The following is an 18,013-nucleotide window of genomic DNA, read 5'->3' as shown; positions in this document are numbered from 1 at the left end:
ATGAGCGCTATCAACGTCTTCCAGCAAAACCCCGGCGCCGAGGCCAAGGCCCAGTCGCCACTGCACCACGCCGACCTGGCCAGCCTGGTTGGCAAAGGCCGCAAGAACGCAGGCGTGACCCTGCGTGAAAAGAAATTCCTCGGTCACCTGACCCTTCGTGGCGATGGCCACAACCCGGAATTCGCCGCTGGCGTGCACAAGGCCCTGGGCCTGGAGCTGCCGGTTGCCCTGACCGTGGTCGCCAACAACGAGATGTCGCTGCAGTGGGTCGGCCCTGACGAATGGCTGCTGATCGTCCCAGGCGGCCAGGAACTGGCGATCGAACAGAAACTGCGCGCGGCACTCGACGGCCAGCACATCCAGGTGGTCAACGTCAGCGGCGGGCAGAGCCTGCTGGAGCTGCGCGGCCCGAACGTGCGCGAAGTGCTGATGAAGTCCACCAGCTATGATGTTCACCCGAACAACTTCCCGGTCGGCAAGGCTGTCGGCACCGTGTTCGCCAAGTCGCAACTGGTGATCCGCCGCACTGCCGAAGACACCTGGGAACTGGTGATTCGCCGCAGCTTCGCCGATTACTGGTGGCTGTGGCTGCAGGACGCTTCGGCCGAGTACGGCCTGAGCATCGAGGCGTAAGGAGAGCAGAACATGAGTCGGGCACCGGATACCTGGATTCTCACCGCCGACTGCCCGAGCATGCTCGGCACCGTCGACGTGGTGACGCGTTACCTCTACGAGCAGCGCTGCTACGTCACGGAGCACCACTCCTTCGATGACCGGCTGTCGGGGCGCTTCTTCATTCGCGTGGAGTTCCGCCAGCCGGACGATTTCGACGAGGCGGGCTTTCGCGCCGGCCTCGCCGAGCGCAGCGATGCGTTCGGCATGGCCTTCGAGCTGACCGCCCCCAATCACCGCCCCAAGGTGGTGATCATGGTGTCCAAGGCCGACCATTGCCTGAACGACCTGCTGTACCGCCAGCGCATCGGCCAACTGGCCATGGACGTGGTCGCGGTGGTGTCCAACCACCCGGACCTCGAACCCCTGGCGCACTGGCACAAGATTCCCTACTACCACTTCGCCCTCGACCCGAAGGACAAGCCTGCGCAAGAGCGCAAGGTGATCCAGGTGATCGAAGAGACCGGTGCGGAGCTGGTGGTGCTTGCCCGCTACATGCAGGTGCTGTCGCCGGAGCTGTGCCGGCGCCTGGATGGCTGGGCGATCAACATTCACCACTCGTTGCTGCCAGGGTTCAAGGGCGCCAAGCCCTATCACCAGGCGTACAACAAGGGCGTGAAGATGGTCGGCGCCACGGCGCACTACATCAACAACGACCTCGACGAAGGGCCGATCATTGCCCAGGGCGTCGAGGTGGTGGACCACAGCCATTACCCCGAAGACCTGATTGCCAAGGGGCGTGATATCGAGTGCCTGACCCTGGCGCGGGCGGTGGGCTATCACATCGAGCGGCGGGTGTTCCTCAACGCCAACCGGACCGTGGTTCTGTAATTTTTTATTGGTAGTCACGAACTACAGCCGTTTTGCGGCGTAGTTCGTGGTGCGCTTCAAGCCTCCGACGCAGAAAGCGGAGCGTCATTGGCGAGTATCGGCAATGCTGTACTGGCCAAGGGCACGCCAGTCGGCCAGCGATAGCCACTGACTCGACTCAGCTCGAAGGCCCGGATGTTCACAGCATCGCTTTGATTGCCGCCCAGGACCATCAGGTTGCCATTCGCCGCCTTGCCGACCACGAAGCCGACATGGCCGCCACCGACACGCGTGAACACTACAATGCAGCCCACAGCTGGCTGTTCCAGCTGGGTGCCCCAGTCAAGGTAGGACTTCGCGCTTTCGAAACGGCTGGACCTGATACCCGCGCGTTCCAGCATTGCGCCGACAAATGCCGCGCACCAGGGCGTTTCGTCATCTTTTATCCCCCCGCGCTTGATGTCCTTCCACATCTGCAGGATTTCCGGGTGGTGCTGGCTGCCAGGTATCTCGCTGATACCAATCAGTTTACGTGCTTCGTTCAGCCAAGGTAGTTCGTTCATTGTGCTACTTCCAGAAGTTGAGGAGACGGCTGGCCAGCGGGCCGTGAGGCCGACGTGACCCTGGCCCAGCCTCCTCCTCACCAGCGGTAGCGACTATGGCCAATGGCGACAGCACTGCCGTAAAAAGGCATCTGTCTGTCGTTTCCAGTCAGCGTGATCAGCCGTATCAGGCCCACAATTCCTGCACTCCAGTAACACAAGCCGCCCATGGATGGCGGCGCGTTCACCACCGCTGCATAAATAAAAATCAAGCGAGGTAAGAGCATGTCTGGCAATCGTGGAGTGGTGTATCTCGGCGCGGGCAAGGTCGAGGTGCAGAAGATCGACTACCCGAAAATGCAAGACCCACGCGGCAAGAAGATCGAGCACGGCGTCATCCTCAAAGTGGTTTCCACCAACATCTGCGGCTCTGACCAGCACATGGTCCGCGGCCGCACCACTGCCCAGGTCGGCCTGGTCCTGGGCCACGAAATTACCGGTGAAATCGTCGAGATGGGGCGTGATGTAGAACGCCTGAAGATCGGCGACCTGGTGTTGGTACCCTTCAACGTCGCGTGCGGGCGCTGCCGCTCGTGCAAAGAGATGCACACCGGTGTCTGCCTCACCGTCAACCCGGCCCGCGCCGGTGGTGCCTATGGCTACGTCGACATGGGCGACTGGACCGGCGGCCAGGCCGAGTACGTGTTGGTGCCGTACGCTGACTTCAACCTGCTGAAGCTGCCGGACCGCGACAAGGCCATGGAGAAGATCCGTGACCTGACCTGCCTGTCCGACATCCTGCCGACCGGCTACCACGGCGCCGTCACCGCCGGCGTTGGCCCAGGCAGCACCGTCTACGTCGCTGGCGCCGGCCCCGTCGGCCTGGCCGCCGCTGCCTCGGCGCGCCTGCTCGGAGCGGCCTGTGTCATCGTCGGTGACCTGAACCCAGCCCGCCTGGCACACGCCAAGTCCCAGGGCTTCGAAGTGGTCGACCTGTCCAAGGACACCCCGCTGCACGAGCAGATCGTCGACATTCTCGGCGAGCCTGAAGTGGACTGCGCTGTCGATGCCGTAGGTTTCGAAGCCCGCGGCCACGGCCACGAAGGTGCCAAGCATGAAGCGCCGGCCACCGTGCTGAACTCGCTGATGCAAGTGACCCGCGTGGCCGGCAACATCGGCATCCCGGGCCTGTACGTGACCGAAGACCCGGGCGCGGTGGATGCCGCTGCCAAGATCGGCGCGCTGAGCATCCGCTTTGGCCTGGGCTGGGCCAAGTCGCACAGCTTCCACACCGGCCAGACCCCGACCATGAAGTACAACCGCCAGCTGATGCAGGCGATCATGTGGGACCGCATCAACATCGCCGAAGTGGTGGGTGTGCAGGTGATCAACCTGGATCAGGCGCCGGAAGGTTACGGCGAGTTCGATGCAGGTGTGCCGAAGAAGTTCGTGATCGACCCGCACAAGATGTGGGGCGCAGCCTAACCGCTAGATGCAACGCCCCCGCAAGGGGGCGTTGTACTTTCAGCAGGACGATAATCGGCCTGGAACAAAGTTCCGTGGCGCCAGTCCAATGCCTCGTTTCCCCGGCCATCCCGGCCAACGAGGTCCCTCCCGATGAAAGCATTCACTCTGGCAACCCTGATGACCCTGGCCGCAAGCCCGGTGTTCGCCTTCAACCTCAGCGACGCCGCCAACGCCGTCTCTTCCATGCAGAACCAGCAGCAACAAGGCCAGGTGCAGGCGCCGGAAGGGCAGGCCAACCTGCTCAACACCCTGGGCAGCCAGCTGAACATCACCCCCGAACAGGCCGTGGGCGGGGCAGGAGCCATGCTGGGGCTGGCGCGCAACAACCTGAGCAGCGACGACTATGGCCAGCTGACCAAGGCCGTGCCGGGCCTGGACCTGCTGTCGGGGGCCAATGCCCTGGGCGGGTTGAGTGGGTTGGGTGAGTTGCTGGGCAACAGCAAGGGCAGCCAGTCGGCCTTGGACAAGGCGCTGGGCAACGATGTGGAGAACCGTGGCGACCTTGACAATGCGTTCAAGGCGCTGGGGATGGATACCGGGATGATCGGGCAGTTTGCGCCGTTGATTCTGCAGTACCTGGGGCAGCAGGGGATTGCCGGGTCGTTGTTGCAGAATCTGGGGAGTTTGTGGACTACACCAGCGCCGCTGGCCCAGCCCTCGGTTTAATGCCCGATCTCAAACCATGCCCCAAGGGTGCGCGTGCCCAGGTACAGGCTTAACTGGCCCGAAACAGACGTAGGAGCGAGCGACAGCTCGCGATGCGCCGCGCGGGCGGCGCTCGATGTCACAGGCGCCACACTCCTCAAGGCATGCGCATGGCGGCCCTGACCGGGTCGCCTGCCAATCTCCTGGCATGGTCACACAGGCCTTTCAGGTATGACGCCAGGGGTTTATACCGGAAGATGATGGAGAGGCACCCAGGTGCTCGGCATCACACCTTCAGCGCCTATCCGATCGAGCGCCGCCCACGCGGCGCATCGCGAGCTATCGCTCGCTCCTACGTCTGTTTCGGGCTAATCAGTCCCGTGGGATCAGCGCGCGACCGCCTTCTATTTCGACGCGTTATCGTGGTGATCAGGCAGCCTCACTGAAGTCCACCAGGCGCACTGGGCGGCGGAAACCGGCGGTCAGAACTGCCAGGTAGGCCAGGCCGAAGGTAAACCAGCACAGGCCGATAACCAAGGTCAGGGCCGACAGGCTGGTCCACAGCCAAAGGGTCAGCGCCAACCCCACCAGCGGTACCGCGCCATAGCACAGCAACCCCTTGAGGTTACGCTGGGCACCATCGTCCATCAGGTGGGTCTTCACCACCGCCAGGTTCACCGCCGAGAACGCTACCAACGCACCGAAGCTGATCAGCGAGGCGAGGGTAGCCAGGTCGATCACCAATGCCAGCAGCGAGAACGCCGACACCAGCGCAATGGCAAATACCGGCGTGCCGAAGCGTGGCGACAGGTAGCCGAAGCTGCGACGCGGCAGCACATTGTCCCGCCCCATGGTGAACAGGATGCGCGACACCGCCGCCTGCGAGGCCAGCGCCGAACCCAGGCTGCCCGCGACATACGCGGCAGTGAAGAAGTTGGCCAGGAACTGACCGCCCGCCTTGGACATCACCTCGTTGGCTGCCGCATCGGCATTGGCGAAAGTGGTGCCCGGCATCACCAGCTGGCTGACATAGGCCAGCACGGTGAACAGCACACCAGCGAACAGGGTGGTGAGGATGATTGCCCGTGGCACGTCACGGCGTGCATCGCGGCACTCTTCTGCCAGGGTCGAGACGGCGTCGAAGCCGAGGAACGACAGGCACAGCACCGCCGCACCGGCCATGATCGCGCCAAAGCCGGGCTTGGAGCCATCGCCCATCAGCGGCGACAACAAGTCCAGCGGCTGACCGGCCAGCGACTGGCACGACAGCGCGACGAACACCCCGATGAAGACGATCTGCGCACCGACGATCAGGTTGCTGGTCTTGGCCACCGAGTGGATGCCGACCACGTTCAGCACCGTTACCAGCACGATCGAGGCCAGGGCGATGGACCACGCCGGAATGGCCGGGAAGGCGATGTTGAGGAACAGGCCGATCAACAGGTAATTGATCATCGGCAGAAACAGGTAATCCAGCAGCAGCGACCAGCCGGCGAGGAAGCCGACGTTGGGGCCGAAGGCCATGTTGGTGTAGGAGTATGCCGAGCCCGCGACCGGGAAGCGCTTGACCATGAAGCTGTAGGACGCAGCGGTGAACAGCATGGCTACCAGGGTGACCATGTATGCGCTGGCGGTGCGGCCACCGGTGAGTTCGGTGACGATGCCGTAGGTGGTGAAGATGGTCAGCGGGACCATGTACACCAGGCCGAAGAACACCAGGGCGGGGAGGCCGAGGACACGGCGCAGTTGGGCGGAGTTGGAGCTGGGTGGGTTGGCCATCGATCGATCCAGGCATTTTTGTAGTTGTGCTTTGGTCGATTTTTATCCACTTAGGGGGGTGAAGACAAAAAAGTATTACTTATTCTAATTATTAGCCTGGGTTTTAATCGGGGTTGTGAGCATTCCTGTGCCGGCCTCTTCGCGGGGCAAGCCCGCCCCTACAGGATGAACTGCGCCCCATTTGTTGGACAGTCTGTGATTAGGCTGCTGCAGCCTGACTCCTGTATGCCACGGGAGTCAGGCCGCCCAGCCCCATCTTGATTCGATCATGGTTGTAGTAGTTGATGTATTCATCGATTGCCGCCCTCAGCTCTGCGATGCTGGCGAAGCGCTGACCATGGTACATCTCTATCTTCAGTGTGCCGAAAAAACTCTCCATTCGTGCATTGTCCAGGCAGTTGCCTTTGCGCGACATGCTCTGCTCCAGCCCCTTTTCTTCGAGTCGATTCCGGTAGGCGTAGTATTGATACTGCCAGCCCTGGTCGGAATGCAGCATCGGCTTGGCTCCTTCCGGTAGCTTCGCAAGCGCCTGCTCCAGCATCTGGCCGACCAGAGGATAGTGCGGCGAAGTATCGATCTGATGCGCCACGATCTCCCCGCTAAACAGGTCCAATATCGGCGATAGGTACAGTTTCTCACCCGCCACCTTGAACTCGGTCACGTCTGTTACCCATTTCTCGTTGGGCTCTGCTGCCGTGAAATCGCGCTCCATTGTGTTGGGCGCAATGCGTCCGGGCTGACCGCGATAGGACTTGTACTTTTTCACGCGCACCGTGCATTTGAGGTCGAGTTCACCCATCAGCCGGCGCACAACTTTACTGTTTACTATTTGGCCAATGTTGCGCAGCGCTGCAGTCATGCGTCGATAGCCATAGCGCCCCTTATGCCGCCCCTGGGTCTCACAGATATGAGCCTTTAACGGGGCCAGCTTGTCACCTGCAGCCATCACCTTGAGTTGGTAGTAGTACGTACTGCGCGCCAGCCCAGCCAACTTGAGCAGGTTGTTGAGGGGGAATCGGTTACGCAAGGCCGAGATGATCAGGACTTTTTCTTCTCGGCCTTCTTCTGCCTCGCCTTCTCCTCGCGCAGCTCTTTTAACTTTTTTAGATAGGCGATCTCCATCTCGGCATGGCGCAGCTTGGCCAGCAACTCGGCGTGCGAGAGATCTTCATCGGCTACAGGTGGGGTGTTGGCGGGTGGAACAGGTGGTTTAGGCATGAGACTGCGCGGACCTTTGCTCTTTGCTGTCAGGGCTTTGATGCCGCCACTGTAGTACTGCGATTCCCATATGCCTATCTGGCTGGAGTGGCTCATATTGAAAACGGCTGCCGTCTGGCGCAGCGATAGCTTGTCGCGCCACATCCGCTCAAGCACCGAAAGCTTGAACTCAGGGCTGAAAGTCCGTGTTTGTCCGCAGAGGCTAGCCTCGCCATGGATGCGATAGCTCGCGACCCAGCGCCGAAGCAAGGAGGGATCCATCTGCAACTCAGATGCGATGGTGCGATAGCCAATGCCTCGCTGCAGAAAGGCATGGATGGCTGAAAGTTTGAACTGCTTGGTGTGCTTGCTCACGTAAAACGCCCCTGAGGTTGGATTTTTTGTCCAACATCAGGGGCGCAGTTCAGGACGGCGGTATTCCTGTAGGCGCGGGCTTGTCCCGCGAATGGGCCGGCACAGGCGAAGTGGATTCAGCCTATTTCTGCCCGCAGCTGCGCGATCCGCTGGTCCTTGTCCAACCACAGCTGGTTGACCCAGGCCTGCACGGTCTGGCGGAAGGCCGGGTCATTCTCGTAATCCCCATCCCACAATGCCGGGTCCAGCTCACGCACCTGAATGTCGATAATCACCCGGCTGATACTGCCATTGAGCAGGTCCCAGAACCCCGGCGCCTTATTGCCGGGATAGACGATGGTCACGTCCAGCAGCGCATCCAGCTGCTCGCCCAGCGCTGCCAGCACGAACGCCACGCCGCCAGCCTTGGGCTTGAGCAGGTAACGGTAGGGCGATTGCTGTTCGCGGTGCTTGGCCTCGGTGAAGCGGGTGCCTTCGAGGTAGTTGACCACGGTCACCGGCTGGCGCTTGAACAGCTCGCAGGCGGCCTTGGTGATCTCCAGGTCCTTGCCCTTGAGCTCTGGGTGCTTTTCCAGGAACGCCTTGCTGTAGCGCTTCATGAACGGGTAATCGAGGCCCCACCAGGCCAGGCCCAGCAGCGGTACCCAGATCAGCTCCTTCTTGAGGAAGAACTTGAAGAACGGCGTGCGGCGGTTGAGGCTTTCGATCAGCGCCGGGATGTCCACCCAGGTCTGGTGGTTGCTGACGGCCAGGTAGGACGTGTCCTTGCGCAGGTTCTCGACGCCACGGATGTCCCATTTGGTGGGGATGCACAGGGCGAAGATGGCCTTGTCGACCTCTGACCAGGCTTCCGCAAACCACATCACGGCAGCGGAGGCGTAGTCGCGCCAGCGCCCCTGCAGTACCAGCTTGAGCAGGGCGAAGACCATCAGCGGGCAGATCATCACCACGGTGTTGAGCAGCAGCAGGGTGGTTGTGAGAATGCCGGTAAACAGGCGACGCATAAGGAAACTCTTGTTGTGGGAAGTTGGCAGGGCGCAATGATAAGCAGCGCTGGGGTCTACGCCAAATGTCCAATGCCCGACGGTGGGGACAAATGTTTCACAACATGTTGGTTAGGCTTGTGAGAGCGAACCTATCCAGCCAGTGCAGTCTAAGCACTGACCCTTCTCAAGGAAGCCTGCCTGTGAAATCTCTGCTTGCCCTATTATCGCTGCTGGCGTTGCCGGTCATGGCCGCCGAACCCACGCTGTATGGCCGTTACGAGAACATCAAGTTGCCCGAGCTTGGCCAGACCCTGAAGGCCAAGATGGACACCGGCGCCTGGACCGCGTCGCTGTCGGCCAAGGACATCGAGCTGTTCACTCGCGATGGCGAGGAGTGGGTACGTTTCCGCCTGGCAACCAAGGACTCCGACGGCAAGGTGTATGAGCACCAGGTCTCGCGCATCAGCAAGATCAAGGGCCGTGCCGATGAAGAGGACGAGGGTGATGCACCGGACATCTCCAAGCGGCCGGTGGTCGACCTGGAGATGTGCCTGGGTGGCGTGAAGCGCACCATGGAGGTCAACCTGGTGGACCGCAGCCACTTCAACTACCCGTTGCTGATTGGTTCCAAGGCATTGCGACAGTTCAAGGCGGCGGTGAACCCGGCCAAGAAGTTTACTGCGGGCAATCCTGATTGCTGAATGTGATGTAGGTCTTGCCGGCCCTTTCGCGGGGCAAGCCCACTCCTACAAGCTCGTGAGGTACCTGTAGGAGCGGGCTTGTCCCGCGAAGAGGCCCGTCAGGCCACCGGAGCAGTGGCAACCATTGACGGCCGTTGGGCCGCCTCGGCGTACCATGCCGCCAAGCCAGGCTGGCATTCACGCCAGCCGAACTCTGGCTGACGTAGGTCCAAGTACCCTAGAGCACAAGCCACGCCGATCGCCGCGAGGTCGAAACCGCTAGCCAATTCAGCCAGGTGCTCCTGCTCCAGGTTCGCCAGGCTGCGGCGAATCTTCTCGCCTTGCGCTTCGAGCCAGCCGTCCCAGCGTTTCTCTTCAGGCCGCAGGAAGCTCTCGTAACGGCTCGACACCGCCGCATCCATGATCGCATCCGCCTGCGAGGCCAGGGTCATGCGCCGCCAGCGCGCCGAGCCCTCGCGTGGCAGCAGCGGCAGGCCGACATGCTGCAGATCGAGGTACTCGCAAATCACCCGGCTGTCGTGCAGCACGGTGCCGTCTTCCAGGCGCAGGGCCGGGATCTTGCCGATCGGGTTGCCATGGTTAAGCTGCTCGTCGCCGCTCACCGGGCTGATGTTCACCGGCTGAAGGCTGACGCGATCAAGCTGGCCAGTCTCGTGCAGCACCACCATGACCTTGCGCACGAAAGGCGACAGTGGCGAGTGGAACAGGGTCATCGTGCTCATGGTTCAGTTGCCCTGCAGGCTCGGTGGCAGGCACACGCCGGTGCCGCCGATGCCGCAGTAGCCGTCCGGGTTCTTGGCCAGGTACTGCTGGTGGTAGGCCTCGGCGAAGTACACGGTCGGCGCCTGGTCGATTTCGGTAGTGATTTCGCCGAAGCCGGCCTTGCTCAGTTCAGCCTGGAAGGCGTCGCGGCTGGCCTTGGCCTGCTCCAGCTGTTCAGGGCTGGTGCAGTAGATGGCCGAACGGTACTGGGTGCCGATGTCGTTGCCCTGGCGCATGCCTTGGGTCGGGTTGTGCAGTTCCCAGAACATCGCCAGCAGCTCCTGGTAGCTGACCTTGTCCTTGTCGAACACCACCAGCACCACTTCGGTGTGGCCGGTCAGGCCCGAGCAGACTTCTTCGTAGGTCGGGTTAGGGGTGAAGCCGCCGGCGTAGCCGACCACGGTGCTGACCACGCCTTCACGCTGCCAGAAGCGGCGCTCGGCGCCCCAGAAGCAGCCCAGGCCGAAGATGGCGAAATCGATGGCGCCTTCGAAGAACGGGCCAAGCAGTGGGGTGTCTTTGAAGACGTAGTGGAATTCGGGCAGCTGCATGGGCGTTTCGCGGCCAGGCAGGGCTTGCTCCGCGGTTGGCATGACGTTTTTGTTCACCAGGATTTCCGAGCGCAGGACCATGGCCGTTCCTCTGTGTTAATTCAGTTGGATAGGTGTTGGGGCCATTCGCGGGACAAGCCCGCTCCTACAGGGATCGTGCAGGCGCGGGCTTGTCCCGTGGAAGGGCCCGAATGGGGTCTAGTGTGCCCGAGCTTGAGGCAGCTGTCAGGCCATTGGGCCGCGTGGATAGCGCTTGAGTTTTTCTGCAAGCTCGCGGCCCGGGATTGGCCGGTCGAACAGGTAGCCCTGGCCGACGTCGCAGCGGTGCCGGCGCAGGAACGCCAGTTGCTCTGGCGTCTCGATGCCCTCGGCCACCACCTTGAGCTTGAGGTTGTGGGCCATGGCCACTACCGCCGAGGTGATTTCCATGTCGTCCTGGTTGTCGGGGATCTCGTTGATGAAGCTGCGGTCGATCTTGATGATGTCGATCGGGAACTTCTTCAGGTAGCTCAACGACGAATAGCCGGTGCCGAAGTCATCCATGGCCAGGGTCAGGCCCAGCGCCTTGAGCTCGTCGAGCTGGCGGTGGGTGTCTTCCGAGGCTTCCAGCAGCAGGCCTTCGGTCAGCTCCAGCTCCAGCAGGTGCGCAGGCAGGCCTTCTTCCTTGAGGATGGAGGCGATCGAGGCCACCAGGTCGGGGTCGGAGAACTGCTTGGGCGACAGGTTGATGGCCACGTGCAGGCAGCCCATGCCGGCTTCCTGCAGTTGCTGGCTCATGCGGCACGACTGGCGCACCACCCACTTGCCGATGGGAATGATCAGGCCGGTTTCCTCGGCCACGCTGATGAACTGGTCCGGGCGGATCATGCCGCGTTCGGGGTGGTTCCAGCGCAGCAAGGCCTCTAGGCCCAACAGGCGACCGCTGCGCAGGCACAGCTTGGGCTGGTAGAACACCTCCAGCTCGTTCTGGGTCAGGGCGCGGCGCAGGTTGTTCTCGACGAACAGCTTGTAGCTGGCTTCGGCGTTGAGCACTTCGGTGAACACCTGCACCTGGTGCTTGCCGTTGGCCTTGGCCTTGTGCAGGGCGAGGCCGGCGTTCTTCATCAGGGTGGTCGGATCGCTGCCGTGCAGCGGCGCGCAGGCCAGACCCACCGAGGCGGTAACGTTGATCAGCTGGTTGTCGACGAACATCGGCTTGTCGAGGGTGCGCAGTAACTGCAGGGCAACGCCCTGGCCGTCTTCCAGGCTGGTGTCGTCGAGCAGCACGGCGAACTCGTTGCTGGCAAAACGGGCGAGCACGCCGTTCACGCTCAGGCTGTTGCGCAGGCGCCGGGCCAGGCTGATCAGCAGCTTGTCGCCGGTCTGGTGGCCGAGGCTGTCGTTGATCCGCTTGAAGTTGTCGATGTCCACCAGCAGCAGGCAGATCGGGTTCTCGCTGTCGCGGGCGAAGCGCTCGTCGAGCTTGCGGATGAACGCCGGGCGGTTGCCGAGGTTGGTCAGGTTGTCGGTGTAGGCCAGGCGCTCGATGCGCTGCTGGGCAAGTTTGGTCTGGGTGACGTCTTCGTAGATGCCAATGTAGTGGGTCAGCTCACGGTTGTCGCCGTACACTTTGGAGATCGACAGCTGGCCCCAGTAGGGTTCGAGGTTCTTGCGCCGGCTTTTGAATTCACCCTGCCAGCTGTTGCCCATGGCCAGGCTCGACGGCGAGTCGAACAGCAGCTCGCTGAGGTTTTCCAGGGCAGGCAGCTCGGCCAGGTGGTGGCCCTGGACTTCCTCGGTGCTGTACTGGGTAATCGCCGTGAAGCTTGGGTTGACGTACTCCACCACGCCGTCGCGGTTGACCAGCAGGAAGGCGCTGGCGCTCTGTTCCACAGCCCGCTGGAACAGGTGCAGGGCGCTGGCTGCGGTGCGCCGGTTGTGGTTGGTGATGACCTGGGCGAACTGGTCGGCCAGCTCACCGGCAAAGGCGATTTCGTCGGACTGCCAGGCCCGCGGCTGGCCGGTCTGCTCCAGGCACAGTACGCCGACCACCTGGCCATCGACGCGAATGCTGGCGTCGAGCATGGCGTTGTTGTCGGCATACAGGGTCTGGGCCAGCTCTCGGGTCCGAGGGTCGTGGTTGGCGTTGTGCGCGTCGATGGCGCGGCTGGCGTGCAGGGCTTCGAGGTAGTCGGGGAAGCGGCTGGCATCGATCGGTTCGGGCAGGCGGTGCACTTGCTCGTTGCGCAGCCAGGCACTGATCGGCTCCAGGCGCTGGTCGTCCAGGTGCCAGATGCTGGCACTGTCGACCTTGTAGATTTCGCAGGCGCTGCGGGTGATCAGCTGGGCGGCTTCGAGCAGCGAGTTTTCGGCGCTGTAGCGCTGGCGGGCAAGGCGCAGGATGAGGTCTTGCTGGGCGCGCACGCGCTCCAGGTGCTCAAGCTGCTCCTGCTGGGCGCGCTGATTGATCTGCAGGGCCAGTTGCAGGCGGTTGTTGCGCGATTCCAGATCGTTGGTGTCGAGGTCGCTGTCGTCTTCGTCATCAAGCACCGTCAGGAAGCCGCGCAGCAGCTGGCGGTTGTGCTGCTTGAACGCTTCGCCGGCTTCCAGCAGGGGCAGCGCGCGGGCCTGGGTATGCAGGGTATAGCGCACGCGGTAGTAGCCACGGTTGCTCAGTTGCAGCTGGATCTCATCGTGCAGCCGATAGCGTGCTTCGGGTTCCATCAGGCTGGCGTAGGGCGAATCGATCAGTGCGCACAGCTCGGAAGCGGGCAAGCCGAACTGGCGGTCGCAGGCCGGGTCCAGGTAAAGCATCGCCCAGTTGGCTTCGTTCAGCCTTTCGAAACGCAACATGCCGAGCCGCGAGGGCACGGGGAGCTGCGTGACGACCTCGGCCGCCACACGGCTGGCGGCATCGGGTTGGCTTTTCATCGAAGACTCGCTTGAAGGGGGACGCGGCCTGGGCGGCGGCGCATCTGGCAAGGTTGCATCATGTCCCTGAGGCTGGCAAGCGGCCATGAGGGCTGTCATGTATATGTTTTCGGCCGGCTGGCCGAAATCCTTAGTTTGGCTTGAGGATTTGGGAACTGGCAGGCAAAAAAAGCCCCGCCATCTGGCGGGGTTGAGGTACGAGCGTGGCAGCTCGAAAAGAGTACTGCCCCTCGCAAGGAGGGGCAGTGTGCCGCCTTACAGCAGCATGGTGCGGATATCGCCCAGCACGTCGCCCAGGCGCTTGGTGAAGCGCGCGGCGGCAGCGCCGTTGATCACACGGTGATCGTAGGACAGCGACAGTGGCAGCATCAGTTTCGGCTGGAAGGCCTTGCCATCCCAGACTGGCTGCATGGTCGCCTTGGAGACGCCCAGGATCGCCACTTCCGGCGCGTTGACGATCGGCGTGAAGCCGGTGCCGCCAATGTGGCCGAGGCTGGAGATGGTGAAGCAGGCACCTTGCATGTCGTCGGCCGACAGCTTCTTGGTGCGCGCCTTCTCGGCCAGTGCAGCGGCTTCGGCAGCCAGTTGCAGCAGGCTCTTCTGGTCGACGTTCTTGATCACAGGGACCAGCAGGCCGTCCGGGGTGTCCACAGCGAAGCCGATGTGCACGTACTTCTTGCGGATGATGGCCTTGCCGCTTGGCGCCAGCGAGCTGTTGAAGTCCGGCAGTTCCTTGAGCAGGAAGGCGCAGGCCTTGAGCAGCAGTGGCAGCACGGTCAGCTTGACGCCAGCCTTCTCGGCCACGGCCTTCTGCGCAACGCGGAAGGCTTCCAGCTCGGTGATGTCGGCGGAGTCGAACTGGGTCACGTGCGGCACGTTCAGCCAGCTGCGGTGCAGGTTGGTGGCGCCGACCTGCATCAGGCGGGTCAGGGCGACTTCTTCCACTTCACCGAACTTGCTGAAGTCCACGGCCGGGATCGGCGGGATGCCAGCGCCACCGGTTGCGCCAGCGGCGGCTGGTGCGGCCGATGCTTTCTGCATCATCGCCTTGACGTAGACCTGCACGTCTTCTTTCAAGATGCGACCGTGGGGACCGGTGGCGGCCACTGCGCCCAGGTCGACACCGAATTCACGGGCCAGCTGGCGAACTGCCGGGCCTGCGTGAACCTTGGCATTGCTGCCGGCAGCCGGTGCGGTAGCGATCGGCGCTGGAGCTTCGGCTGGAGCAGCAGCTGGAGCGGCAGCAGCAGGCGCGGCAGCCGGGGCAGGTGCAGCAGCGGCTGGAGCCGGGGCAGCAGCAGGTGCTGCGCCAGCAACCTTGAGCTTGAAGATCAGGTCGCCAGTGCCGACTTCGTCTTCCAGCTTGCACAGGACTTCTTCGACCACGCCGGCAGCCGGCGACGGGATTTCCATGGAGGCCTTGTCGGACTCCAGGGTAATCAGCGACTGGTCGGCTTCGACGGTGTCGCCGACCTTGACCAGCACTTCGATGATCTTGGCCTTGCCCGACGAACCGATGTCCGGCACGTGGATGTCCTGCACGCTGGCGGCAGCCGGTGCTGCTGCCGGAGCAGGGGCGGCTTCGGCGGCCGGAGCCGGCGCAGCAGCTGGAGCCGGAGCAGCAGCGGCAGCTGGAGCCTCAGGGGCCGCAGCAGCGGCGCCCTCGGCTTCCAGAACCAGCAGCTCGTCGCCTTCTTTCAGGCGGTCGCCCAGCTTGACCTTCAGTTCCTTGATCACGCCGGCCTTGGGGGCCGGGATCTCCATGGAGGCCTTGTCGGACTCCAGGGTCAGCAGGCTCTGGTCAGCCTCGATACGATCACCGACCTTGACGAACAGCTCGATGATTTCACCTTCACCGCTGCCGATGTCAGGTACGCGAATGAGTTCGCTCACTTAAAAATACTCCTCAGCAGTCCAGTGGGTTGCGCTTGTCCGGGTCGATGCCGAACTTGACGATGGCGTCAGCCACAACCTTGGGTTCGATCTCGCCGCGGTCAGCCAGGGCTTCCAGGGCAGCCAGCACCACGAAGTGGCGGTCGACTTCGAAGAAGTGACGCAGCTTCTTGCGGCTGTCGCTGCGACCGTAACCGTCGGTACCCAGGACTTTGAACTCTTTGCTCGGCACCCACTGGCGAATCTGTTCGGCGAACAGCTTCATGTAGTCGGTGGAGGCGATGACCGGACCTTTGCGACCGTTCAGGCACTGCTCGACGTAGGTCTGCTGTGGCTTCTGGCCAGGCTTCAGGCGGTTGGCGCGTTCCACGGCCAGGCCGTCGCGACGCAGTTCGTTGAAGCTGGTGACGCTCCACACGTCGGCGCCGACGTTGAACTCTTCACGCAGGATCTTCGCCGCTTCGCGGACTTCGCGCAGGATGGTGCCGGAGCCCATCAGCTGCACGTGGTGCGCGGCCTCGCGGGTGTCTTCTTCGAGCAGGTACATGCCCTTGATGATGCCTTCCTCGACACCGGCCGGCATGGCTGGCTGCTGGTAGGATTCGTTCATCACGGTGATGTAGTAGAAGATGTCCTGTTGCTCTTCGGTCATCTTCTTCATGCCGTCCTGGATGATCACCGCCAGCTCGTAGCCGTAGGTCGGATCGTAGGTGCGGCAGTTCGGGATGGTGCCCGCCATCATGTGGCTGTGACCGTCTTCGTGCTGCAGGCCTTCACCGTTGAGGGTGGTACGGCCGGCGGTACCGCCGATCAGGAAGCCACGGGTGCGGCTGTCGCCGGCAGCCCAGGCCAGGTCGCCAATGCGCTGGAAGCCGAACATCGAGTAGAAGATGTAGAACGGCAGCATCGGCTGGTTGTGGCAGCTGTACGAGGTACCGGCAGCGATGAACGACGACATGGCGCCGGCTTCGTTGATGCCTTCCTCGAGGATCTGGCCCTTCTTGTCTTCGCGGTAGAACATCACCTGGTCTTTATCGACTGGCTCGTAGAGCTGGCCGACCGACGAGTAGATGCCCAGCTGGCGGAACATGCCTTCCATACCGAAGGTACGGGCTTCGTCCGGGATGATCGGGACGATGCGCTGGCCGATGTCCTTGTCCTTGACCAGCTGCGCCAGGATGCGCACGAAGGCCATGGTGGTGGAAATTTCGCGGTCGCCCGAGCCGTCCAGGATCGCTTTCAGCGTTTCCAGTGGCGGGGTCGGCACGCTGAAGCTCTTGGCGCGGCGCTGAGGCACGAAGCCACCCAGGGCATTGCGGCGCTCGGCCAGGTACTTGGCTTCGGCAGAACCTTCTTCCGGCTTGAAGAACGGCAGGTTCTCCAGGTCGGCATCCTTGACCGGGATGTCGAAGCGGTCACGGAAGTGACGCAGGCTGTCGACGTCGACCTTCTTGGTGTTGTGCGCGGTGTTCTTGGCTTCGCCAGCACCGGTACCGTAACCCTTGATGGTCTTGGCCAGGATGACGGTTGGCTGATCCTTGTGGTTTACAGCCTGGTGGTAAGCCGCGTAGACCTTGTACGGGTCATGGCCGCCACGGTTGAGCTTCCAGATCTCGTCGTCGGACAGGTCTTCGACCATGGCCTTGAGCTCTGGGGTGTTGAAGAAGTTCTCACGAACGTACGCGCCGTCTTTGGCTTTGTAGTTCTGGTACTCGCCGTCGATGACTTCGTCCATACGGCGCTGCAGGGCACCGTTGGTGTCCTTGGCGAACAGTGGGTCCCAGAAGCGGCCCCAGACGACCTTGTTGACGTTCCAGCCACCGCCACGGAACACGCCTTCGAGTTCCTGGATGATCTTGCCGTTGCCGCGAACCGGGCCGTCGAGCCGCTGCAGGTTGCAGTTGATGACGAAGATCAGGTTGTCCAGCTTCTCGCGGCCGGCCAGGGCGATTGCGCCCAGGGATTCCGGCTCGTCGCACTCGCCGTCGCCCATGAAGCACCAGACCTTCTGCTTGCCGGCCGGGATGAAGCCACGGGCTTCCAGGTACTTCATGAAACGTGCCTGGTAGATAGCCTGGATCGGGCCCAGACCCATCGAAACGGTCGGGAACTGCCAGAAGTCAGGCATCAGCCATGGGTGCGGGTACGAAGACAGGCCGTTGCCGTCCACTTCCTGACGGAAGTTGTTCATCTGGTCTTCGTTGATGCGGCCTTCCATGAAGGCACGGGCGTAGACGCCTGGCGATGCATGGCCCTGGAAGAAGATCAGGTCGCCGCCATGTTCTTCAGTTGGCGCCTGGAAGAAGTAGTTGAAGCCGATGTCGTACAGGGTGGCACTGGAAGCGAAGCTGGAGATGTGGCCGCCCAGGTCCGAGTCCTTCAGGTTGGTGCGCATCACCATGGCCAGCGCGTTCCAACGCACCATCGAGCGAATGCGGCGTTCCATGAACAGGTCGCCAGGCATGCGTGCTTCGTGGGTGACAGGGATGGTGTTGCGGTATGGCGTGGTGATTGCGTACGGCAGCTGGGAGCCACTGCGGGTGGCCAGCTCGCCCATGCGGGTCATCAGGTAATGAGCGCGGTCTTCGCCTTCTTTGTCGAGGACCGACTCCAGGGCATCCAGCCATTCCTGGGTTTCGATTGGATCGAGGTCTTGCATGGCT

The 18,013-nt window shown here is 62.5% G+C and carries 15 protein-coding genes; 5 read left to right on the top strand and 10 right to left on the bottom strand.

Annotated features, from left to right (window positions below; translation table 11 throughout):
• Complete coding sequence (locus tag ACOKS3_RS27600) at positions 1-633, top strand: sarcosine oxidase subunit gamma (protein WP_103448658.1); 633 nt, start codon at positions 1-3, stop codon at positions 631-633.
• Between the two features lie 12 nt (positions 634-645).
• Positions 646-1,503, top strand: a complete 858-nt coding sequence (gene purU, locus ACOKS3_RS27595; protein ID WP_103448659.1) for a formyltetrahydrofolate deformylase — start codon at positions 646-648, stop codon at positions 1,501-1,503.
• 56 nt (positions 1,504-1,559) lie between these two features.
• On the opposite strand, the gene ACOKS3_RS27590 is transcribed toward purU, so the two are convergent.
• Both ACOKS3_RS27590 and ACOKS3_RS27585 read right to left on the bottom strand, forming a co-directional pair.
• Entirely contained in the window at positions 1,560-2,045 is a 486-nt protein-coding gene (locus ACOKS3_RS27590; RefSeq protein ID WP_103448660.1) for a TIGR02594 family protein, read from the bottom strand.
• Positions 2,046-2,122: 77 nt separating this feature from the next.
• A complete protein-coding gene (locus ACOKS3_RS27585; RefSeq protein ID WP_146048986.1) occupies positions 2,123-2,311 on the bottom strand; it encodes a hypothetical protein in 189 nt (62 codons plus the stop codon).
• Between ACOKS3_RS27585 and fdhA the strand changes: the two genes are divergently transcribed.
• Together fdhA and ACOKS3_RS27575 are read left to right on the top strand one after the other, a co-directional pair.
• Positions 2,310-3,509: a formaldehyde dehydrogenase, glutathione-independent gene (gene fdhA / locus ACOKS3_RS27580; RefSeq protein ID WP_422764457.1), complete on the top strand. Its 1,200-nt coding sequence runs from the start codon at positions 2,310-2,312 to the stop codon at positions 3,507-3,509. The genes ACOKS3_RS27585 and fdhA overlap by 2 nt on opposite strands.
• A gap of 132 nt (positions 3,510-3,641) precedes the next feature.
• Positions 3,642-4,217 carry a DUF2780 domain-containing protein gene (locus ACOKS3_RS27575; RefSeq protein WP_103448661.1) on the top strand — a complete coding sequence of 192 codons (576 nt, stop codon included), beginning with the start codon at positions 3,642-3,644 and terminating at the stop codon, positions 4,215-4,217.
• Positions 4,218-4,625: 408 nt separating this feature from the next.
• On the opposite strand, the gene ACOKS3_RS27570 is transcribed toward ACOKS3_RS27575, so the two are convergent.
• The 3 genes from ACOKS3_RS27570 to ACOKS3_RS27560 form a co-directional block, all read right to left on the bottom strand.
• Positions 4,626-5,975 carry an APC family permease gene (locus tag ACOKS3_RS27570; RefSeq protein ID WP_422764458.1) on the bottom strand — a complete coding sequence of 450 codons (1,350 nt, stop codon included), beginning with the start codon at positions 5,973-5,975 and terminating at the stop codon, positions 4,626-4,628.
• A gap of 199 nt (positions 5,976-6,174) precedes the next feature.
• Positions 6,175-7,547 (bottom strand): IS3 family transposase gene (locus ACOKS3_RS27565; protein ID WP_422764683.1). Its coding sequence is split into 2 segments (ribosomal slippage): positions 6,175-7,071 and positions 7,074-7,547, totalling 1,371 coding nucleotides; the frame shifts between segments, so codons are not numbered across the junction.
• Positions 7,548-7,663: 116 nt separating this feature from the next.
• Positions 7,664-8,551: an acyltransferase gene (locus ACOKS3_RS27560; protein ID WP_422764563.1), complete on the bottom strand. Its 888-nt coding sequence runs from the start codon at positions 8,549-8,551 to the stop codon at positions 7,664-7,666.
• A 182-nt stretch (positions 8,552-8,733) separates the two neighbouring features.
• Here ACOKS3_RS27560 and rloA2 point away from each other — a divergent pair, with 182 nt between their 5' ends.
• Complete coding sequence (gene rloA2, locus ACOKS3_RS27555; RefSeq protein WP_103448664.1) at positions 8,734-9,234, top strand: retropepsin-like aspartic peptidase RloA2; 501 nt, start codon at positions 8,734-8,736, stop codon at positions 9,232-9,234.
• Between the two features lie 98 nt (positions 9,235-9,332).
• On the opposite strand, the gene ACOKS3_RS27550 is transcribed toward rloA2, so the two are convergent.
• From ACOKS3_RS27550 to aceE, 5 genes are all read right to left on the bottom strand, one after another.
• Positions 9,333-9,956 (bottom strand): glutathione S-transferase, encoded by a 624-nt coding sequence (locus tag ACOKS3_RS27550; RefSeq protein WP_103448665.1) that lies wholly within the window; start codon positions 9,954-9,956, stop codon positions 9,333-9,335.
• Positions 9,957-9,959: 3 nt separating this feature from the next.
• Positions 9,960-10,628 carry a peptide-methionine (S)-S-oxide reductase MsrA gene (gene msrA / locus ACOKS3_RS27545; RefSeq protein ID WP_103448666.1) on the bottom strand — a complete coding sequence of 223 codons (669 nt, stop codon included), beginning with the start codon at positions 10,626-10,628 and terminating at the stop codon, positions 9,960-9,962.
• A 144-nt stretch (positions 10,629-10,772) separates the two neighbouring features.
• A complete protein-coding gene (locus ACOKS3_RS27540; RefSeq protein WP_103448667.1) occupies positions 10,773-13,457 on the bottom strand; it encodes a putative bifunctional diguanylate cyclase/phosphodiesterase in 2,685 nt (894 codons plus the stop codon).
• A gap of 255 nt (positions 13,458-13,712) precedes the next feature.
• Positions 13,713-15,350, bottom strand: a complete 1,638-nt coding sequence (gene aceF / locus ACOKS3_RS27535; RefSeq protein WP_103448668.1) for a dihydrolipoyllysine-residue acetyltransferase — start codon at positions 15,348-15,350, stop codon at positions 13,713-13,715.
• Between the two features lie 13 nt (positions 15,351-15,363).
• Positions 15,364-18,009 (bottom strand): pyruvate dehydrogenase (acetyl-transferring), homodimeric type, encoded by a 2,646-nt coding sequence (gene aceE, locus ACOKS3_RS27530; RefSeq protein ID WP_060512192.1) that lies wholly within the window; start codon positions 18,007-18,009, stop codon positions 15,364-15,366.
• Positions 18,010-18,013: the final 4 nt, after the last annotated feature.

The sequence above is a fragment of the Pseudomonas sp. HS6-2 genome, from assembly GCF_049325675.2.
Lineage (GTDB): Bacteria > Pseudomonadota > Gammaproteobacteria > Pseudomonadales > Pseudomonadaceae > Aquipseudomonas > Aquipseudomonas putida_N.
The sequence above is the reverse complement of the archived record's forward strand: the minus strand, read 5'-3'. Positions and strand labels throughout refer to the sequence as shown.